18 protein-coding genes are annotated in these 18,241 nt (G+C 69.7%); 12 read left to right on the top strand and 6 right to left on the bottom strand.

The window, feature by feature from the left end; translation table 11 throughout:
- The first annotated feature begins 51 nt into the window (after positions 1-51).
- From D0B54_RS00420 to D0B54_RS00410, 3 genes are all read left to right on the top strand, one after another.
- On the top strand, positions 52-1,317 hold the full coding sequence (locus tag D0B54_RS00420) for a sensor histidine kinase (protein ID WP_117288239.1): 1,266 nt from the start codon (positions 52-54) through the stop codon (positions 1,315-1,317).
- On the top strand, positions 1,292-1,915 hold the full coding sequence (locus tag D0B54_RS00415) for a response regulator transcription factor (protein ID WP_117288238.1): 624 nt from the start codon (positions 1,292-1,294) through the stop codon (positions 1,913-1,915). Before D0B54_RS00420 ends, D0B54_RS00415 begins: the two co-directional genes overlap by 26 nt.
- A gap of 126 nt (positions 1,916-2,041) precedes the next feature.
- Entirely contained in the window at positions 2,042-3,031 is a 990-nt protein-coding gene (locus D0B54_RS00410) for a malate dehydrogenase (RefSeq protein WP_117288237.1), read from the top strand.
- Here D0B54_RS00410 and D0B54_RS00405 read toward each other — a convergent pair.
- A complete protein-coding gene (locus tag D0B54_RS00405) occupies positions 3,028-3,675 on the bottom strand; it encodes a TetR/AcrR family transcriptional regulator (RefSeq protein ID WP_162932099.1) in 648 nt (215 codons plus the stop codon). The genes D0B54_RS00410 and D0B54_RS00405 overlap by 4 nt on opposite strands.
- A gap of 88 nt (positions 3,676-3,763) precedes the next feature.
- Between D0B54_RS00405 and D0B54_RS00400 the strand changes: the two genes are divergently transcribed.
- From D0B54_RS00400 to D0B54_RS00390, 4 genes are all read left to right on the top strand, one after another.
- Complete coding sequence (locus tag D0B54_RS00400; protein ID WP_117288236.1) at positions 3,764-4,984, top strand: oxygenase MpaB family protein; 1,221 nt, start codon at positions 3,764-3,766, stop codon at positions 4,982-4,984.
- A 78-nt stretch (positions 4,985-5,062) separates the two neighbouring features.
- Positions 5,063-6,025, top strand: coding sequence for a magnesium transporter CorA family protein (locus tag D0B54_RS00395; protein WP_117288235.1), 963 nt, complete (start codon positions 5,063-5,065; stop codon positions 6,023-6,025).
- Between the two features lie 86 nt (positions 6,026-6,111).
- Positions 6,112-7,062 (top strand): chorismate transformation enzyme, FkbO/Hyg5 family, encoded by a 951-nt coding sequence (locus D0B54_RS24045; RefSeq protein ID WP_162932098.1) that lies wholly within the window; start codon positions 6,112-6,114, stop codon positions 7,060-7,062.
- A 28-nt stretch (positions 7,063-7,090) separates the two neighbouring features.
- Positions 7,091-8,230: an alpha/beta hydrolase gene (locus D0B54_RS00390; RefSeq protein WP_162932097.1), complete on the top strand. Its 1,140-nt coding sequence runs from the start codon at positions 7,091-7,093 to the stop codon at positions 8,228-8,230.
- 211 nt (positions 8,231-8,441) lie between these two features.
- On the opposite strand, the gene D0B54_RS00385 is transcribed toward D0B54_RS00390, so the two are convergent.
- On the bottom strand, positions 8,442-10,115 hold the full coding sequence (locus tag D0B54_RS00385) for a hypothetical protein (protein WP_117288233.1): 1,674 nt from the start codon (positions 10,113-10,115) through the stop codon (positions 8,442-8,444).
- Positions 10,116-10,278: 163 nt separating this feature from the next.
- Entirely contained in the window at positions 10,279-11,751 is a 1,473-nt protein-coding gene (glpK, locus tag D0B54_RS00380) for a glycerol kinase GlpK (RefSeq protein WP_117288232.1), read from the bottom strand.
- Positions 11,752-11,856: 105 nt separating this feature from the next.
- On the opposite strand from glpK, the gene D0B54_RS00375 reads away from it, so the two are divergent.
- The 4 genes from D0B54_RS00375 (at position 11,857) to D0B54_RS00360 (ending at position 14,713) form a co-directional block, all read left to right on the top strand.
- On the top strand, positions 11,857-12,324 hold the full coding sequence (locus D0B54_RS00375) for a hypothetical protein (protein ID WP_162932096.1): 468 nt from the start codon (positions 11,857-11,859) through the stop codon (positions 12,322-12,324).
- Between the two features lie 50 nt (positions 12,325-12,374).
- On the top strand, positions 12,375-13,169 hold the full coding sequence (locus D0B54_RS00370) for an N-formylglutamate amidohydrolase (protein WP_117288230.1): 795 nt from the start codon (positions 12,375-12,377) through the stop codon (positions 13,167-13,169).
- 55 nt (positions 13,170-13,224) lie between these two features.
- Entirely contained in the window at positions 13,225-14,046 is an 822-nt protein-coding gene (locus D0B54_RS00365; protein WP_117288229.1) for a transglutaminase-like domain-containing protein, read from the top strand.
- Between the two features lie 82 nt (positions 14,047-14,128).
- Positions 14,129-14,713 (top strand): hypothetical protein, encoded by a 585-nt coding sequence (locus D0B54_RS00360; RefSeq protein WP_117288228.1) that lies wholly within the window; start codon positions 14,129-14,131, stop codon positions 14,711-14,713.
- Here the strand turns inward: D0B54_RS00360 and D0B54_RS00355 are convergent.
- Positions 14,710-16,011 carry a hemolysin family protein gene (locus D0B54_RS00355; RefSeq protein ID WP_117288227.1) on the bottom strand — a complete coding sequence of 434 codons (1,302 nt, stop codon included), beginning with the start codon at positions 16,009-16,011 and terminating at the stop codon, positions 14,710-14,712. The genes D0B54_RS00360 and D0B54_RS00355 overlap by 4 nt on opposite strands.
- 158 nt (positions 16,012-16,169) lie before the next feature.
- Between D0B54_RS00355 and D0B54_RS00350 the strand changes: the two genes are divergently transcribed.
- A complete protein-coding gene (locus tag D0B54_RS00350; RefSeq protein ID WP_117288226.1) occupies positions 16,170-16,400 on the top strand; it encodes a hypothetical protein in 231 nt (76 codons plus the stop codon).
- A 95-nt stretch (positions 16,401-16,495) separates the two neighbouring features.
- Here the strand turns inward: D0B54_RS00350 and D0B54_RS00345 are convergent, their stop codons facing one another.
- Both D0B54_RS00345 and D0B54_RS00340 read right to left on the bottom strand, forming a co-directional pair.
- Positions 16,496-17,491, bottom strand: a complete 996-nt coding sequence (locus D0B54_RS00345; RefSeq protein ID WP_117288225.1) for an LLM class flavin-dependent oxidoreductase — start codon at positions 17,489-17,491, stop codon at positions 16,496-16,498.
- 37 nt (positions 17,492-17,528) lie between these two features.
- Positions 17,529-18,224 carry a uracil-DNA glycosylase family protein gene (locus tag D0B54_RS00340; RefSeq protein ID WP_117288224.1) on the bottom strand — a complete coding sequence of 232 codons (696 nt, stop codon included), beginning with the start codon at positions 18,222-18,224 and terminating at the stop codon, positions 17,529-17,531.
- Positions 18,225-18,241 lie beyond the last annotated feature (17 nt).

Raw genomic sequence — 18,241 nt, 5'->3', positions numbered from 1 at the left:
GGTGACGAAACTCACTCCCTTTGGCGACGGGGCCGCTCCTATACTCCATTCATGACCCTGCCCGCCGTTTCCCTGCATCGCACCCCCGGCGCGGGAGTGCTCAACCCGATCAACCTCGGGTCCTATGCCACCTGGGCGGCGATTGCGGTGTATTCCGTAGCCAAGTACCCGGCCGGCGGAGCCGCGGGCCTGCCGTTGCTGGTCGGCCTGGGGAGCCTGGGGGCTTTCCTGCTGCTGTATCTCGCGCGTGCGCTGGTGGACGATCGCGAGGGTCCGCTGTCGCTGCGGCGCCAACTGATACTGGCGCAGCTGGGCTGCGCACTCGTGGCCTGCTGGGGCATGGAACAGAACGATTTCGTGCCGGCGCTGCTGGTGATCGTCGCCGGCCAGCTGGGGCTGGTGTATGCCAGGCAACAGGTCGCGACACTGCTGCTGGCTGCCGACTTCATGCTGGCGCTGCTGCTGACGCAGCAGCACGACAGCCTGATGGGCCTGGTGCTGCTGCTGGCGTGGTGCGGCTTCCAGGCTTTTGCGGCGGTGGGCGCGATGTTCGCCGTGCGCCTGCAGGCCCTGGGCCTGACCGCGGTGCGCATCAACGCCGAGCTGATGGCGACGCGACAGCTGCTGGACGAGGGCGCGCGCGCCGACGAGCGTCTGCGCCTGTCGCGCGAACTGCACGACGTCGCCGGCCACAAGCTCACCGCGCTGAAGATGCAGCTGGCGCTGCACCGCCGCGAGCTGTGGCGCCGCTCCCCGGCACTGGAGGAGAGCCTGCGCCTGGCCGACGAGTTGCTGACCGACATCCGCGGCGTGGTCTCGGCACTGCGCGCCGAGGAAGGCGTGGACCTGCCCGGCGCCCTGCGCGCCCTGGACCCGGGGCTGCCGCGACCGCGGGTGGCCTTCGAGATCGAACCGGGTCTGCGCATCGCGGACATGCGCAGCGCCGACGCCCTGCTGCGTTGCGCCCAGGAGGCGATGACCAACGTGCTGCGCCACAGCGGCGCCTGGACCGTGCGGCTGCGCCTGGGCTTCGAGCCGGCCGGGCTGGTGCTGGAGGTGGAGGACGACGGCCGCGGCTGGCAGGGCGCCCGGCCCGAGGGCAACGGCATCCGCGGCATGCGCGAACGCCTGGCCGGGGTCGGCGGCGAGCTGGAACTGCGCCGCGGTGGGTCCGGTGGCCTGTGGCTGCGCGCGATCCTGCCGGGCCTGGAGCGGCCGGCCGGGTTGCCGGCGGAGGCCGGCGCGCCGCTGTTCCAGCCGGCCCAATTCTGCATCGTGAGGAAGCGCCTGCATGCCGACGATCGCGCTGGCGGATGACCAGGCGCTGGTCCGCAGCGGCCTGCGCGCCCTGCTGGAGAAGCTTGGCGGCGTCGACATCCTGATCGAGGCCGAGGACGGCGACGCCCTGCTGGCGGCGTTGCGGCGGCGACCGGTGGACGTGGTCGTCAGCGACATCCGCATGCCGCGGCGTTCCGGCATCGAGGTCACGCGACTGCTGCGCGAGCAGGGCGACGTCACCCCGGTGCTGCTGCTGACCACCTTCGACGACCCCGGCCTGCTGCGCGCCGCGGCCGCCGCCGGCGCCCAGGGCTTCCTGCTCAAGGACGCCTCCCCCGAAACCCTGAAGGCGGCGATCCAGCGCCTGGCGCGCGGCGACACCCTGTTCGAGCCGGTGGCCCTGCCGGGCGCCGGAGAGGCGCCGGCCGGCACAGGCCCCACCGGGGCCCGGCTGAGCCCGCGCGAGGTCTCGATCCTGCGGCTGGTGGCGGGGGGCTATTCCAACAAGGAGATCGCCCGCTCCCTGCTGATTTCCGATGGCACGGTGAAGAACCACATCACCGACATCCTGCAGAAGCTCGACGCCCGCGACCGCACCCACGCCGTGCTCAAGGCCATCGGCGCGCGCTGGCTTTAGCAGAGAATCCGGCGGGTTTTCGGGGACCCGGACCGGGGTTTTGGCGGGGAGAGCCCGCGCCGGCCGAAAACGGCTAAAATTGCGGCCCCTTTGCCCCGCCCCGTCCTGAACTCAGGGAGTTTCCCGATGAAAAAGCCCGTCAAGGTCGCCATTACCGGCGCCGCTGGCCAGATTGCCTATTCGCTCATCTTCCGCGTCGCCTCCGGCTCGCTGCTGGGCCCGGACCAGCCGGTCATCCTGCAGCTGCTCGAAGTGCCGGTGCCGGAAGTGCTGGAGAAGCTCAAGGGCACGGTGATGGAGGTCGATGACTGCGCCTTCCCGCTGGTGCACAGCGTCGAAATCCACTCCGACCCGATGTCGGGCTTCGAAGGCACGGATTACGCCCTGCTGGTCGGCGCCCGTCCGCGCGGCCCCGGCATGGAGCGCAAGGACCTGCTGACCGCCAACGGCGGCATCTTCGGCCCGCAGGGCAAGGCCCTGGCGGCCAAGGCCTCGAAGGACGTGCGCGCGCTGGTCGTCGGCAACCCGGCCAACACCAATGCCCTGATCGCGGCCACCGCCGCTGCCAAGAACGGCCTGGATCCGAAGCAGATCCACGCCATGGTGCGCCTGGACCACAACCGCGCCGTCAGCCAGCTCGCCACCAAGACCGGCGTGCACGGCAACAACATCGAGAAGGTCATCATCTGGGGCAACCACAGCTCCACGCAGTACCCGGACATCAGCCACACCCTGATCGGCGGCAAGCCGGCCCGGTCGCTGGTCGACCAGGCCTGGGTCGAGAAGGACTTCATCCCGGTCGTGCAGCAGCGCGGCGCCGCCATCATCAAGGCGCGCGGCCTGTCGTCCGCCGCCTCGGCCGCCTCGGCCGCCGTCGACCACATGCACGACTGGGCCCTGGGCTCCAACGGCAAGTGGGTCTCGATGGGCGTGCCCTCCGACGGCAGCTACGGCGTCAAGCCGGGCATCGTCTATGGCTACCCCTGCATCTGCAAGGACGGCCAGTACGAGATCGTGCAGGGCCTGAGCGTGGACGAGTTCTCGCAGAGCCGCATGGACATCACCGAGAAGGAACTGCGCGAAGAGCGCGAGGCGATCGAAGAGCTGCTCGCCTAGGATTGCTTCACGCGTGACGAAGAAGGCCGCCTCCGGGCGGCCTTCTTCGTTTCACCGCTCAGCAGGTAGGCCGCGAGCATGTCGCTGAGCGCGCCGATCACCTCGGCACGCCGCAGCACCGGGTTCTCCAGGCTCAGGTAGTGCGCCACGGTGTAGTGCAGCGAGTTGATCCCCACGAACAGCGCCGCCGGCAGGTTCTCCACGCGGTACTGCTCGTGGTGCCGCATCACGTACATGCGGCAGGCCTCGGTCATGTGCTGCTCCAGCGCGCGCAGGGTGCTGCGGGTGCGCAGGCGATCCCAGTGGCGCACCAGCTCGCGCCGGCAGGGGTCGTTCTCCACCACGTCGAACACTGCTTCCAGGATGCCGCGCGTGATCGCGCGCGCATCGGCGTCGATCAGCTCGCGCAGGCGCCCGTCCACCACCACCAGCAACTCCGCCGTGTGGCGCTGCATCAGCGCCTCGATCAGCGCGTCCTTGTCGTCGAAATACTGGTACAGCGAGCCGATGCTGACGCCGGCCGCCTCGGCGACGTGGTTGGTGGTGAGGTTGTCCAGGCCGCGCTCCACGACCACCCGCGCCGCCGCATCCAGCAGGGTGGCCACCATGTCGCGCGAGCGCTGCTGCGCCGGCCGCTTCCTCATCACCCCTCCCGATGCGAGTTGAATGCGAGCAACTACTCGCAATAGGGTAGTCCTACCCGCCGCTCCGCGGCAAACCAGGGGTTCCGTCATGGCCGAAGGCTCCGCCCGTCCCGCCATCCCGCGCCGCCACGGCGCCGATCTGCAGACCGGCCGCCGCATGGCCGGCCCGCTGCGCTGGCTGATCCGCGGCAATCCCGAGCCGGACGCGGCGCAGTGGCAGGCCATCGGCGAGTCCTGGAACCAGGGCGACCCGGCGATGGACCGCCTGGTGGACTGGATGGCCGCCGAGGGCCTGGGCAAGACCAAGCCGCTGTTCGACCGCGCGCTGGAGCAGGGAGTCACTCCCGACTCGCCGGCACCATTGCGGCGCTTCTTCGCCGAAGTGGAGGCGCGGCCGGCCTGGGTCGATCCGCGGCTGCTGGCCGAGGGGGCGCGCGTCTGCGGCATCTCCGGGCTCACCGGCATGCGCGTGCTGCGCGACTTCGGGCTGATGGCGGGCTACCAGGCCAGCGCCATCAACCGCACGCTGGTGCTGACTGGCGCGCTGCAGAAGGGCGCGCAGCGGCGCCTGGCCGAGACCACCAAATGGTGGATCGACGCCACCCGCCCCGGCGGCATGGAGCGCGGCGCGGCGGGCTGGCGCGGCACGCTACAAGTCCGTTTGATCCACGCCATGGTGCGGCGCCACCTGCAGCGCCACCCGGAATGGGACGCGGCGCAGCTGGGTTTGCCCGTGAACCAGGGCGACATGCATGCGACCTATCTCACCTTCAGCGTGATCTTCCTGTTCGGCCAGCGCCTGCTGGGCGTGCCGCTGAGCGCAGGCGAGGGCCGCGCCGCGATGCACCTGTGGAAAACCATCGGCTGGCTGCTGGGCCTGGACGAGCGCTGGCTGGGCGACGAGGAGCAGGCCGGCCGCATCGCGCTGTACCGGAACCTGCTGGCGCAGGCGCCGCCGGACGAAAGCAGCCGCCAGCTCGGCCGGCCGCTGATGGACGAACCGCTGCAGCGCAAGTACCGCCGCCTGCCCTGGCTGCAGGGGCGCTGGAACCGCGCCCTGCACCTGTCGATCGAGCGCGCCTTCCTCGGTGCCCGCGGCATGCAGGCCCTGGGCCTGCCGCGCGGCGTGCTGCCCTGGTACCCGGTGCTGACGTTCGCGCCGCGGCTGGGCTGGCATCTTGCCCATCGCCTGGTGCCCGGGGGCCGCGAGCGGCTGATCGAGCGGGGGCTGCGGGCGCAGGAGGAGTACCTGGAGGTGCTGTTCGGCGAGGAGGAGCGGGGGCTGGTGAAGCCGATGTCGGGACACTGACCCTGTCGCGAGTCCCTGTGGGACTCGCGACAAGATGGGGACGCTGACTGCACGCTCTCGTCCTGTTATTTTGCAGGCATGCAGATTTTCCACTTCAACAACGGCGAACCCGCCAGGCTGCTGCCCAAGGGCGCGGACATCCCGGAGACCGGCCTGGTCTGGTTCGACTTCCTGCGCGACGAGGCCGAGGGCTGGGAATGCTGGGCGGAGCCGCTGGTGGGCGTGGCGATCGAGCCGCAGCACGTCAAGGACAGCATGAGTCCCTACCACCCGTCGTTCTTCGACGGCACCTCGGAATACGACATGCTGGTGTTCCAGGGCCTGGGACCCAACGACGATCCCTTCCCGATCGAGACCCGCACCGCCGCCTTCTTCATGTTCCGCCGCGTGCTGATCACGATCCGCGCCGAGGACAACGTCAGCTTCCATATCGTGCAGCAGCGCATCCACGAGGGGCGCCTGAAGAACCCCGAGTCGATATTGAGCCTGGCGCACACCGTGCTCGACACCATGGTGGACCGCTACCTGAAGATCCGCGATCCGCTGGACCAGCGCTTCACGCTGCTGCAGGACGAGTTGCTGGACCCCGACAACCGCATGAGCGACTGGCGCGCGCTGTTGCGCGGCCGCCGCGTGGTGCGCGAGATGGAGTCGCTGGCGGAGAGCCAGCTGGAGGCGCTGGACTCCTGGCGGCGCAACTCCTTCCTCGACTGCACACCGCACGAGGAGATCAAGATCAAGGACCTGGTGGAGCACGTCAACCGCGTGCTGCACCATGCCGCGGGGCAGGAACGCGATATCGAGGCGGCGGTGCAGCTGCACTTCGCCATCGTCACCGGCCGCAACAACCGCATCATGCAGTTCCTGACCGTGCTGTCGGCGATCTTCTTCCCGCTTACCCTGATCACCGGCATTTACGGCATGAACTTCGAGCATATCCCTGGCGCCAGCTGGCACTACGGCTTCGAGGCGATGCTGCTGGCACTGCTCGGAATAGGCCTGGGCCTGCTGTATATCTTCCGGAAGCGCCGGTATCTTTAGCGCCCCGGAATGGCCTTCCGCATAAATTATTCGCTTTTACAAATTCATCTTATAATTTATCACGCATTTTCCGCGTGATCACTGCCATGCCCCCCGTCAGCCCCCACCCGATCCTGCTGCCCGCCGCCCCCCCGGCGGAACTGCTCGCGCGCCTGGAGTTCGGCCGCGAGGCGGGCGGCGGCGGCGAGCGCTTCCGCTTTCCGCTGCAGCTGCTCGGCGGCAGCCCGGCCGAGGACTGGCTGGGCGGCGCCGGCGCCGAGACCCTGCCGGCCGAGCACGGCCTGCAGCTGCGCCGCAGCGGCGACTACCTGTTCGGCCTGCTGAGCCTGCCCGAGTCGCAGACCGTGGACATGGAACGCGCCGGCTACCTCGCCTACGGGCGCCTGCTGCAGCTGCTGCGCGAGCGCGGCTACCCGCACCCGCTGCGCCTGTGGAACTACTTCCACGAGGTCACCGGCGGCGACGGCGACGAGGAGCGTTACCGGCGCTTCTGCGTCGGCCGCTTCGAGGCCATCGCCACGCCCGGCTTCGAGCGGCAGCTGCCGGCTGCGACCGTGATCGGCAGCTTCGTGCCAGGCCTGCAGATCGGCTTCCTCGCCGGCCGCCAGCCGGGCCTGCCGGTGGAAAACCCGCGCCAGGTCAGCGCCTATCGCTACCCGCGCGAGTACAGCCCGCGCGCGCCCAGCTTCGCGCGCGCCACGCTGCTCGGCCGCTTGCTGCTGGTGTCGGGCACCGCCAGCGTCGTCGGCCATGCCACGCAGCATCCCTACGATGCACCGGCGCAGCTGCGCGAGACCGTGGCCAACCTGCATGCGCTGCTGGCGCATGCGCGGCAGCAGCATTTCGCCGGCGAACCCGCGCTGCAGTGGCAGTCGCGCGCGCTGCGCCTCTACGTGCGCGACGCCGCGCAGGCGCCGGCGCTGCAGGCCCAGGCCGAGGCCCTGCTCGGCACGCCGCTGCCGCTGTCGGTGCTGCACGGCGAAATCTGCCGCCGCGATCTCGAGGTGGAGATCGAAGGCGTGTTCGAGGCCACGTAGCCTGATGCACCCGGCCCTCAGGAAACTGTTGCGCCGGGGCCCTGCCGTCGTCGCATTCCTGGCCCTGCTGTTCGCGGCCTCCGCCTGGCTGCAATCGAAGACCCTGTTCTCGCCGGCGCGCAAGGCGCTGGAATCGCATCACCTGGCGACCCTCGCCGACCCGCGCGGCCATGGCCTGCGCATCCGCAGCCACGGCTGCATGGACGGCCTCACGCCCTGCCTGCTGGTGGAACCGGCCGAAGACGCCGCCCCCGGACGGCGCGGCATGCTGCTGCGCCAGCAGCTCGCCAGCGCCGACCTGGCACTGCCGCCCTATGGCAGCGCGCGCGGCATCGTCGTGCTGCTGCACGGGCGCAACGGCCGCAAGGAAGACCTGCTGCCGGTGGCGGAGCGCTTCGTCGCCGCGGGTTTCCGCTGCGCCATCCCCGACCTGCCGGCGCACGGCGACAGCGGCATCGCGCGCAGCGGCTTCGGCGCCGCGCCCGGCGAGGCGGAGTTGCCGGGGCGCGTGCTGGACGACCTGCGGAAGCAGTTTGAGTTGCCGCGCGAGCCGGCGGCGCTGTGGGGCATGTCGATGGGCGGCGCCTTCGCCGTGCGCGCCGCCAGCGCCGAACCGCGCCGCTGGAGCAGCCTGGTGGTGGTCAGCAGCTTCGATGTGCTGGGCGAGGTGGTGGACCGCCAGCTGCGCCGCACCCTGGGCCCGCTGGCGCCGCTGTTCCGCCGCCTGCTCGACCGCATCGACCGCGCGCGCGGCACCGTCGACATCGCCGAGGCGCAGCCGCGCGCCTGGGCGACGCAGGTCCGGATTCCGACGCTGGTGGTGCACGGCACGCGCGATCCGCTGATCCCGGCGGAGCGCGGACGAGTCCTGTTCGACGCGCTGGCCAGCAAGGACAAGCGCTGGCTGGAAGTGGACGGCGGCACGCACGACCGCGTGCTGGTCACCGAGATGCCGCTGTACGCCGAGATGGCCCGCTGGCTGGTGGAAACGATGGGACATCGGGCGGCGGCGCCCTCGCAGACAGCACCCGCACTAGCCGGGCAGGCCGCCGATCCCGCGCCCGAAGCACCGGCCCAGGCCGCCACGCCGGCAGCGGAGCCTCCGGCGATCACGGCGGACCTGCCGGCACAGGCCGAGGAGTCTCCCGGCGCGGCACCGCCGCCCTAGAGCCGTTTCGATTCAATCAGCAACATGAAACCCGTCATGCCGGCGGAAGCCGGCATCCAGTCCCGAACAGAAGTAGCCACCATACGACTGGATACCGGCTTTCGCCGGTATGACGCTGATGCCGAAACGATTGCCCTGTAAGCATTAAAATCAAAAACGCCCTGGCTCATCATTGGCCCATTGCGGCACGGCGCCGCATGAACCAACCGGCTCACTGGGCTTGCCCCAGCGGCCTGGCATTGAGGAAGCCCCAGATGAAGTCGGTCTGCAGCACGCGCAGCCGTGGCGGCGAATTGCTCTCGGTGTACCAGGCGGGGTTTGGCGTCCCGCGCGCGCTGAGGCCATAGCCGTAGTCGCTCATCTCGTTGATGAAGACCCCCAGCGGGAACACCCCCCGGTCCTTCATCGGATGGAACGGCCCCAGCTCGTCGCTGCCGGCGCGGGCATGGCAGGTGATGCAGCTGGAGCCGTTGACGAAGCCGGCCTCGGTGATGGAGTTGCCCAGGATCGTGGGACGTCCCGTCGCATCGGTGAAATCGACCTGGGCGCCTTTCAGGCGGTAGCTGCGCCAGGCCAGGTCACTCACCGACGGTTCACTGGAATCGGCAGCCGGCCGGGTGCCCACTCCGCTGGCGTCGAACACCGCCTTCAGTCCGGCGCGAATCGCTTCCGGCTCATAGGGAAGATTGCGTGCGAACACCGTCGAGTCCTGCACCAGGTTGTCGCAGCGCGTGTGGGGTGCGACGTAGTTGGACGCGGTACCCGCGGGCCGGTTCTTGTCGGCGGAGTCGTAGCCGTAGGAATCGTTGCAACCGGTCATGTCGCAGCGGCCCAGCATCGAGGCATGCTCGAACGTGGCCCAGATCCAGTTTGGAACGTCCTTGGACGAAACATGGAAGGCAACCAGCCAGTAGATGTCCTGCTTGCTGCCGTTGTCCATGAGCTTCTTGACGAACGGATAGCGCGGATCTTCCTTGATGCCCAGCCGCTGCGCGACCGCGGGCAAGACCCAGTTGCTCTTGATCATGATCGCCGACGGCGGGAAATCGATCCGGCTGATGTTGCTGGCCTGCCCATCCCCGAAGCTCGCCTGGCTGGCCTTGTAATAGGGCGCGTTGGCCGGAATGTTCGCAGCGGCCCGGTCGAACACCGTCTTGACGCCATCGGCGTTGTACAGGTTGTTGCGGAACAGGAAGTCCTGGAACACCTGATTGCGCACCGTCAGCTCGTTGTTGTCCTGCCGGATGACCCGCCCGGGGCTCTCGGGATCGACCGCCGGCTCCGCGCCGCGGCCTGGCGCGGCCAGCATCAACCCGCGCGTCGCGCCGTGCAGCTCCGGCATGAACGACGGACGCAGGCGACGCACCCTTTCGCTCGCCGGCCCGGACAAGGCCTGCACACGGGTACTACGGCTCGCCGCGCGGCTTGCACCGGGAAACGTCGGGCAATGCTCCGGATCGTTGCTCTTGCTCCCCGGCTTGCAGCACCTCACCGCGACCCCCGGCTGCTGGTTCGATCCACAGAGCGGATAGGGCTTGTCCGGCCAGTTCTGCGACTCGTCGCCCCAGCGGGTCCACCAGCCGTCGAGAATCACTTCCACGAAGAGCTTCCAGGCAAACATGTCGGGGCAGCTCATGGCGGCGTTGGAGACGTTCGGCGTCACGACCAGGCGCCTGCCGTCGCCACGCCCCGTGACGGACATGCTGCAGGCTTCGTGATCCTTGGGTATGGCCAGGGAATACATGGCGTAGTCGACCCCGGTCGGCTGGTAGCCCACCTGAGGCGGGGTGGTGGGGCAGACCGCATCCGCCGCCAGGGCGGATACGGTGACCGTGGAGAAGATGACGGCGGCGAGCAGCGTTCGACCCAGTGCACGGATTTGCATGACGTCCCCCTGATGTCGCAGTCCCCCTGCGCAGAATGAACGTAACATCATTCGTGATGGGCGTCGAATCATCGGCTTGGCCCGCGCCTGCCACCTTCCGGCAGGGTCCCAGGCCGGGCCAAGCCGGGCCGGGCGGCCCAGGCGTTACCCGTGGTGACAGGCCCTAGCTGCTCTTCACCCGCTGCACCGCCTCCAGCCAGCCGGCGTAGAGCCGGTCGGCGTTCTGCGCATCCGCGCCCGGCGTGAAGCGGCGCTCCACGCCCCAGAGCGCGGAAATCTCGTCCAGCGATTGGTACACCCCCACCTGCAGGCCGGCCAGGAAAGCGGCGCCCAACGCGGTGGTCTCCACCGTCTGCGGTCGGATCACCGGTATCTTCAGCATGTCGCTGAGGAACTGCGTCAGCCAGTCGTTGACCACCATGCCGCCGTCGACGCGCAGCTCGGTGGGCACGATGGAGTCCTGCGCCATCGCCTGCATCAGGTCGCGCGTCTGGTAGCAGACCGACTCCAGCGCGGCGCGCACGATGTGGGCGATGCCGGAGTCGCGCGTCAGGCCCAGCACGGCGCCGCGCGCCTGCGGATCCCAGTAGGGCGCGCCCAGGCCGGTGAACGCGGGCACCAGGTACACGCCCTGCGTATCGGGAATCGACTTGGCCAGCGCCTCGGTCTCGGCCGCACCGCGGATCAGCTGCATGGCGTCGCGCAGCCACTGCACCGCCGCGCCGGCGACGAAGATCGCGCCTTCCAGCGCGTAGGTGGTCTTGCCGTCGAGGCGGTAGGCGACGGTGGACAGCAGGCGGTTGCGCGAGCGCACGAACTCACCGCCGGTGTTGAGCACCATGAAACAGCCGGTGCCGTAGGTGGACTTGATCATGCCGGGCGAGAAGCAGGCCTGGCCGACGGTGGCGGCCTGCTGGTCGCCGGCGATGCCGCCGATGCGGATCGCGCCGCCAAACAGCTCCGGCACGGTGCTGCCGTAGTCGGCGGCGCTGTCGCGCACTTCCGGCAGCAGCGGGCGCGGCACCTTGAAGAAGGCCAGCAGCTCCTCGTCCCAGTCCTGCGTGCGGATGTTGAACAACGCGGTGCGCGAGGCATTGGTGGCGTCGGTGGCGTGCAGCTGGCCACCGCTCAGGTTCCACAGCAGCCAGCTGTCGATGGTGCCGAAGGCCAGCTCGCCGGCCTCGGCACGCGCCCGCGCGCCCGGCACCTGGTCGAGAATCCAGGCGATCTTGGTGGCGGAGAAATACGGATCCAGCAGCAGGCCGGTCTTGTCGGCCAGCCAGTTGGAGCGCTCGGCGTGCTGCTTGCAGAAGTCGCTGGTGCGGCGGTCCTGCCAGACGATGGCCGGATGGATCGGCTTGCCGCTGGCGCGCTCCCAGATCACCGTGGTCTCGCGCTGGTTGGTGATGCCGATGGCGGCGATGTCCCTGGCCGCGAGCTTCGCGTTCCCCAGTGCGCCACGCACGCAGGCCAGCGTGTCCTGCCAGATGCGCTGCGCGTCATGCTCCACCCAGCCCGGCTGCGGGTAGGACTGCGGCAGCTCCACCTGCGACACCCCCAGCTTGCGGCCCTCGCGGTCGAACACGATCGCGCGCGTGCTGGTCGTGCCCTGGTCGATGGCGAGTAGGGCGGTCATGGGGGAACTCCGGCAGGATTCATGGGGCGGAAGCGTAGCAAGCTCGCGCCGCGGGCGTGAACTGCGTCAAGGCCCGGCTCCAGCCGCTTGCCTTAGCGTATGCCCATGTCCGCATCCGAACTGCTGAGGGAAGTGCCGAGGGTCCGGCAGGTGCCTGGCGAAGCCGCGCGCCGCTGGTTCTCCAGCACGACGATGGACCTGATCTTCTGGCTGGATGAACGGGGCCAGCCCTTCGGCCTGCAGCTCTGCTACGACGTAGGCCGGCGCGAACGCGCCATCACCTGGGAAGTGGATCGCGGCTTCCGCCATGACCGGGTCGAGTCCGGCGACAACGTTCATGCGAGTCACTCGATGGCTCCGATCCTGCTGCCCGCAGGCGGATTCGACCGCGACAAGGTCCTGCAGGGCTTCGAACGCGCTGCCGCATCGCTGCCCGTCGCGGTGCGGGACTTCGTGCGCAAGGTGCTCTCGGCTTGGCCCGGAGCTCCCGCAATTGCCGCAGCCCGTCCGCAGCGCGGGTGCCCGCCGGCACAACCGCCCGCGGGATTCTTCTCGCGCTGGTGGGAGTACTGATCCGGCAGGCCGTGTAGCATGGCCCCCCGCAATCCTCCCCCAATGGCGCCATGTCATCCATTTCCCGCGACATGTCGCTGCTGGCCAACGACGAGCCGCTGCCCTGGCAGATCGAACGGCCCTCGCCCGCCGCCACTTCGCCGTACTTCCTGACCTGCGACCACGCCGGCATGCGGGTGCCGCGGCGCCTGCGGCAGCTGGGGCTGGACGACAGCGAGCTGCAGCGCCATATCGGCTGGGACATCGGTGCGGCGGCGGTCGCGCTGCAGCTGTCGGCCCTGCTCGACGCGACGCTGGTGCTGCAGCCGTATTCGCGCCTGGTGATCGACTGCAACCGCCCGCCGCAGAGCCTGGACTCCATGCCGGCACGCAGCGAGGCGACGACGATCCCAGGCAACCGCTCGGTGTCTGCTACCGACGCCTCGCTGCGGCGACGGCAGATCTTCGAGCCCTACCACGCCCGCATCCGCGAGCAGCTCGACGCGCGCGGCCGGCTCGGGCAGCCGACGCTGCTGCTGGCGATGCACAGCTTCACGCCGGTCTACCTGGGGGAGGCGCGTCCCTGGCACGTGGGGGTGCTGTACCACCGCGATGCACGCATGGCGCACGCCCTGCGCGACCTCCTCATGCAGGATGCAGGGCTGTGCGTGGGCGACAACCAGCCCTACACGGTCAGCGACGACAGCGACTACGGCATTCCGGAGCATGGCGAACGCCGCGGCCTGCCCCACGTGGAGCTGGAAATCCGCCAGGACCTGATCGCGGACGCGGCCGGCCAGCTCGAATGGGCCCAGCGCCTGGCACGCTGCCTGCGTATGCTGGAGAGGCCGCTGCTGTACTCGTAGTCCGCCTCGACGAAACCCTCGCGGATCCGCCTTCCCCCTTGCCGGAACCCGCCCCATGCAGATCAAGCTCGGCTACGACCTGGTCTACCAGTGTCCCCAGCCCACCCCGATGATCCTGACGCTGCACGTGCACTACACGCGTGCGTCCGACCTGGTCTACCCCGATCACCTGCGCACCGACCCGCCGGTGCCGGTGACGATGTACCGCGACGGCTTCGGCAACTGGTGCAGCCGCCTGGTGGCGCCCGCCGGCCTGTTCCATCTGTACACGGACGCGCTGATCAACGATCGCGGCGTGCAGGAGCCGGTGGTACCGGGCGCGCAGCAGCACCCGGTGGAACAGCTGCCGGAAGAGACCCTGGTCTACCTGCTGGGCAGCCGCTACTGCGAAACCGATCTGCTCTCTGAAACCGCCTGGGCGCTGTTCGGCAAGACCGCACCGGGCTGGCCGCGCGTGCAGGCGATCTGCGACTTCGTGCACAACCACATCACCTTCGGCTACCAGTACGCGCGCCCGACCAAGACCGCCTGGCAGGCCTACAACGAGCGCCAGGGCGTGTGCCGCGACTACGCTCATCTGGCCATCGCCTTCTGCCGCTGCCTCAACATCCCGGCGCGCTACTGCACCAGCTACCTCGGCGACATCGGCGTGCCGGCGGTGGATGCACCGATGGATTTCGCCGGCTCGATGGAGGTATTCCTCGGCGGCCAGTGGTACACCTTCGACCCGCGCAACAACCAGCCGCGCATCGGCCGCGTGCTGATCGCCCGCGGCCGCGACGCCGCCGACGTGGCGCTCACCACCACCTACGGCCTGCACGAGCTGAAGAGCTTCAAGGTCTGGACCGACGAGGTGCCGAAGCCGGCGCTGCACTGAGCACGCTGCGCGGGGTGAGCGCTTGAGATTTGCGCGGGGGATGTCAGTATCGGATGCAGGATTCCTGCCTGCCGAGCCCGCCATGCCCCAGCTTCGCGCCGCACTGCTACTGCTCACCGCCCTGCTGGCCGGCTGCCAGGCCACGCCGCTGCGGCCCCCGCCGCCGGCGCCGGGTGCCGCGCCGGACTGGGTGCAGATCGGCGCCCATTCCTACGAGCAGGAAGCCCCGGGCCTGGGCGCCAGCCGCAAGTACCAGGGGCCGGCGGGCACCATCGACGTCTACCGCTACGACCTGCGCCGCGCCTGGCAGGACGGCCTGGGCGATCCGGCCTTCAACCCGCACTTCCAGTCGACCATCGAGGAAGTGAAGTACATGGCGGCACAGGGCCGCTACAGCGGGCTGCAGATCGGGCCGGTACGGGACGTGGTGGTCGCCGGCCTGCCGTTCCGCACGGTGTCCTACCATTTCCGCGTCTACGGGCGCGAGATGAGCTCGCAGACCTATCTCACGGCCACCGGCAGCCGGTTGCTGAAGTACCGCATGTCGTTCTTCGATCCGCCGGCCGTGGATGCGGCGGAGATGGCGCGGCGCTTCATCGAGACCGACCTGTCGCGGCCGCCGGCCGAAGGCGACGAGCCGCTGGCGCCGCCGGGATCGAGCCTCTAGGACTCCGACTCTTCCTCGTCCGGCTCCAGGCAGACGCGCAGCTTGTCGATACGGCGGCCGTCCAGGGCCACCACCTCGACGCGCCAGTCGCCCAGGCGCAGGATTTCGCCGCGACGCGGGATATGCCCGAGCTCGTTCAGCACCAGGCCGGCAGCGGTTTCGTAGTCGCGTTCCTCCGGCAGGCGCAGGCCCAGGATCGAGGCCATCTCGTCCACCGACAGCTTGCCGTCCACCAGCCAGCTGCCGTCGTCCTGCTTGCGCACGCCGGGGCGCGGCTCGTCGCCGCGGTGGAATTCGCCGGCGATGGCCGACAGCACGTCGGTGACGGTGATCAGGCCCTGCAGGCTGCCGAACTCGTCGACCACGATGGCCGCGTGCAGCGGCGTGTCGCGCAGCTCGCGCATGGCGTCCACCGCGTCGAGGCTGTCGGGTACCACCAGCGCCTCCTGCACGTGGCGCGCGGGGTCGATGCCGTCGGCGCCATCGAGCATGGCATCAATCAGGTGCTTGGCCGACACCAGGCCGACGAAGTGGTCGACGTCGCCGCGGCCGGCGAGCAGCTTGGTGTGGCTGCTGGCGCGCAGCGTCGCGTGCTGCGCCTCCAGCGGCTCGTCCAGGTCCAGCCAGTCGAGCTGCTGGCGCGGCGTCATCAGGGCGCGCACGCTGCGATCGCCCAGGCGCATCACGCCGGCGATCATGTTCTGTTCCTCGAGGCGCACGACACCGCTGGAGGCGGCCTCCTCCACCAGGGCGTGGATCTCCTCGTCGGTGACGCGCACCTCGCCCTCGCGGCGCCTGGGCAGCAGCGCCAGGATCGTCGCGCTGGACTTCTCCAGCAGCCAGACCAGCGGCGCGGCCAGGCGCGACAGCATCAGCATCGGCGGCGCCACCAGCACGGCGACGCGCTCGGGATTGCGCAGCGCCAGCTGCTTGGGCACCAGCTCGCCGACGATCAGCGACAGGTAGGTGATCGAAGCGACCACCAGGCCCAGCGCCAGGTCGCCGGCAAAGTCGGGGGCGATGCCCTGGGTGACGAACCAGGCCGCCAGCGGCTCGGCCAGCACTGCGCCGCTGTAGGCGCCGGCGAAGACGCCGACCGCGGTGATGCCGATCTGCACGGTACTGAGGAAGCGGCCCGGCTTGTTGTGCAGTTCCAGCGCCGTGCGCGCGCCGCCGATGCCCTGCTGCTGCATCGCCTGCAGGCGCCCCTTGCGGGACGAGACGACCGCCAGCTCGGACATTGCGAGGACGCCGTTGAGCAGTACCAGCGCAACCACCACCAACAGGTCAAACAGCACTTTTCGGGAAACCCGCAGCCTCGGAAGCGGCCATTCTAATATGAACCCCGGCCCGCCCCCGGCCGGTGACCGATCCCCGGATGGGTGAGGACGACGGCCCGCGGGGGCGGGATAATCCGGACAGGCCGCCGGTTGCGGGCGACCAGGAGAGAGATGCCATGACGCAGGAAGCCTGCCCTTTCGAGTTCAATTTCGACCCCGCCAGCTTCAAGGTAGGCGACACCGTCAGCTACCGCGTGCCGCGGTTCCTGGGCATGCCGTTCGCCGCCACCATCGCGGCGGTGCACGAGGACTACATCGAGATCATCGACGCCAGCGAGCCGGGCCGGGCGATGCGCGCCACGCGCGAGAGCCGGCCGGTGGTGGCGGATGCGGAGGCGGGCGTCTAAGCGATTTTCTCTTCGTGGGAGCGGCTTTAGCCGCGATGGCTTGGTCGCCATGCCGACCGTCTTTCGCGGCTGAAGCCGCTCCCACCAAAAAAGCTTCAGGCCGCGTACGCTTCGGCCAGCAACTCATAGCTGCGCAGCCGCTCGGCATGGCCGTGCAGGTTGCTGACCACCATCACCTCGTCCGCCCCGGCGTCTTTCGCCATTTCGCGGATGCGCGCCCAGACCGCCTGCGGATTGCCGACCACGGTGCGCTCGCGGTATTCGCGCACGGCCGCGCGCTCTTCTTCCGAATAGGGGTACGCCCGTGCCTCCTGCGGACTGGGCAGGGGCAGGAACTCACCGCGGCGGATGCGCAGCCAGGCCAGGTCCATGGTCGAGGCCAGCAGGTCGGCCTCGGCGTCGGTGGGTGCGCAAACCGCGGCCACGCCCAGGATCGCGTGCGGGCGCGGGAATGCCGCCGTGGGTTCGAAACTCTCGCGGTAGCGCTCGAAGGCCGGGCCGGCCGGCGCCGGGCTGAAGTGGCTGGCGAAGGCGTAGCCCATGCCGGCCATGCCGGCGAGCTGGGCGCTGGCGCCGCTGGACCCGAGGATCCATACCGGCGGCAGCGGCACCTCGGCCGGCACCGCGATCACGCTGCGCGAAGGATGGCTGTCGCCGAAATCGGCCTGCCCGCAGAAGGCCAGCAGTTCCGACAGCAGCGCCGGAAAGCGCACGCCGTCCACCGCGCGCAGCGCGCGGGTGGCGGCATAGTCCGAGCCCGGGGCGCGGCCCAGGCCCAGGTCGATGCGGCCGGGGAACAGCGCCGCCAGGGTGCGGAAATTCTCCGCCACGCGCAGCGGCGGATGGTTGGGCAGCATGATGCCGCCGGAACCGACGCGGATGCGCTGCGTCGCCGCGGCCACATGGCCGATCAGGATTTCCGGCGAGGAGCTGGCGACGCTGGGCATGCCGTGGTGCTCGGCGAACCAGTAGCGCGTGTAGCCCAGCAGGTCGGCCAGCCGCGCCAGTTCTACAGTGCGGCGCAAGGCCTCGGCGGCAGTGCCGCCTTCGGGCACGGGAGCGAGGTCCAGGACTGAAAGTGCGGGTTTCATGGGGTTCGGACCTGGGCTGGCTGCAGGAATTCCCGGCTCAGGGCATCGCCAGGTTGCCGGGGCGCACGTCCAGCTGTTTCAGGCGCGCCTCCAGCAGGGCCGGGAAGCGCGCGTACCAGGTGGCATTGAGCGGCGAGGGATGCGGCAGCGGGTAGATGTAGAAGTCGCGGCTGCGGCCGTCGTCGGTCGCCAGCGTCACCGCGATGGACTCCTCGAAGCGCGCCTCGCTGTTCCAGAAGGCGTCGATCTGTTCGCGCACCGCCTTGCCCTGGCCGATGCCGAACCACAGGAAGGCTTCTCGGCCCAGGGTGATGATGCGGTCGCCATGCCAGTCGCCGACCAGCAGCTCGCGCATCAGCGGATGGAAGCGCTGCTTGACCTTGGTCGACCAGGCTTTATTGCCCACCGGCTTGTAGGGAACGGTATTGGCCCAGTAGAAATCGCGCCCCACCGCGCGCGAGGCCTCGAAGTCCGGCAGCGGCTGGCCGTGCAGCTGTCGGTACAGCGCGCGTCGCACATGCTGGCCACCGGCGCCGATGAAGGGCTCGCCGTGCAGGATCTCGTCGCGGCCGGGATCGCGGCCGAAGAAACCGACGCGGGCATCGGGCAGGCCCAGGCCGATGATCGGGTCCAGCGGGTCCTTGCCGTACTGCTCGTAGACGGCGGTGTCGATGCCGCCGGTGACGGCGGCCAGTTCACGGAAAGCCTGCAGCTGGGGGCCGGTAAGGGCCATGCGGAACACCCTGGGAA

The organism is Solimonas sp. K1W22B-7 (assembly GCF_003428335.1).
Classification (GTDB): Bacteria; Pseudomonadota; Gammaproteobacteria; order Nevskiales; family Nevskiaceae; genus Solimonas_A.
This window is presented reverse-complemented; position numbering and strand designations above follow the sequence as displayed.

Excerpts from the sequence above, each read along its gene's own strand:
- D0B54_RS00400 (WP_117288236.1), top strand. The coding sequence starts at position 3,764 with ATGGCCGAAGGCTCCGCCCGTCCCGCCATCCCGCGCCGCCACGGCGCC.
- glpK (WP_117288232.1), bottom strand. The coding sequence starts at position 11,751 with ATGACCGCCCTACTCGCCATCGACCAGGGCACGACCAGCACGCGCGCG.
- D0B54_RS00360 (WP_117288228.1), top strand. The coding sequence starts at position 14,129 with ATGCCCCAGCTTCGCGCCGCACTGCTACTGCTCACCGCCCTGCTGGCC.
- D0B54_RS00375 (WP_162932096.1), top strand. The coding sequence starts at position 11,857 with ATGTCCGCATCCGAACTGCTGAGGGAAGTGCCGAGGGTCCGGCAGGTG.
- D0B54_RS00395 (WP_117288235.1), top strand. The coding sequence starts at position 5,063 with ATGCAGATTTTCCACTTCAACAACGGCGAACCCGCCAGGCTGCTGCCC.
- D0B54_RS24045 (WP_162932098.1), top strand. The coding sequence starts at position 6,112 with ATGCCCCCCGTCAGCCCCCACCCGATCCTGCTGCCCGCCGCCCCCCCG.
- D0B54_RS00370 (WP_117288230.1), top strand. The coding sequence starts at position 12,375 with ATGTCATCCATTTCCCGCGACATGTCGCTGCTGGCCAACGACGAGCCG.
- D0B54_RS00410 (WP_117288237.1), top strand. The coding sequence starts at position 2,042 with ATGAAAAAGCCCGTCAAGGTCGCCATTACCGGCGCCGCTGGCCAGATT.
- D0B54_RS00415 (WP_117288238.1), top strand. The coding sequence starts at position 1,292 with ATGCCGACGATCGCGCTGGCGGATGACCAGGCGCTGGTCCGCAGCGGC.
- D0B54_RS00345 (WP_117288225.1), bottom strand. The coding sequence starts at position 17,491 with ATGAAACCCGCACTTTCAGTCCTGGACCTCGCTCCCGTGCCCGAAGGC.
- D0B54_RS00365 (WP_117288229.1), top strand. The coding sequence starts at position 13,225 with ATGCAGATCAAGCTCGGCTACGACCTGGTCTACCAGTGTCCCCAGCCC.
- D0B54_RS00350 (WP_117288226.1), top strand. The coding sequence starts at position 16,170 with ATGACGCAGGAAGCCTGCCCTTTCGAGTTCAATTTCGACCCCGCCAGC.
- D0B54_RS00405 (WP_162932099.1), bottom strand. The coding sequence starts at position 3,675 with ATGAGGAAGCGGCCGGCGCAGCAGCGCTCGCGCGACATGGTGGCCACC.
- D0B54_RS00420 (WP_117288239.1), top strand. The coding sequence starts at position 52 with ATGACCCTGCCCGCCGTTTCCCTGCATCGCACCCCCGGCGCGGGAGTG.
- D0B54_RS00340 (WP_117288224.1), bottom strand. The coding sequence starts at position 18,224 with ATGGCCCTTACCGGCCCCCAGCTGCAGGCTTTCCGTGAACTGGCCGCC.
- D0B54_RS00385 (WP_117288233.1), bottom strand. The coding sequence starts at position 10,115 with ATGCAAATCCGTGCACTGGGTCGAACGCTGCTCGCCGCCGTCATCTTC.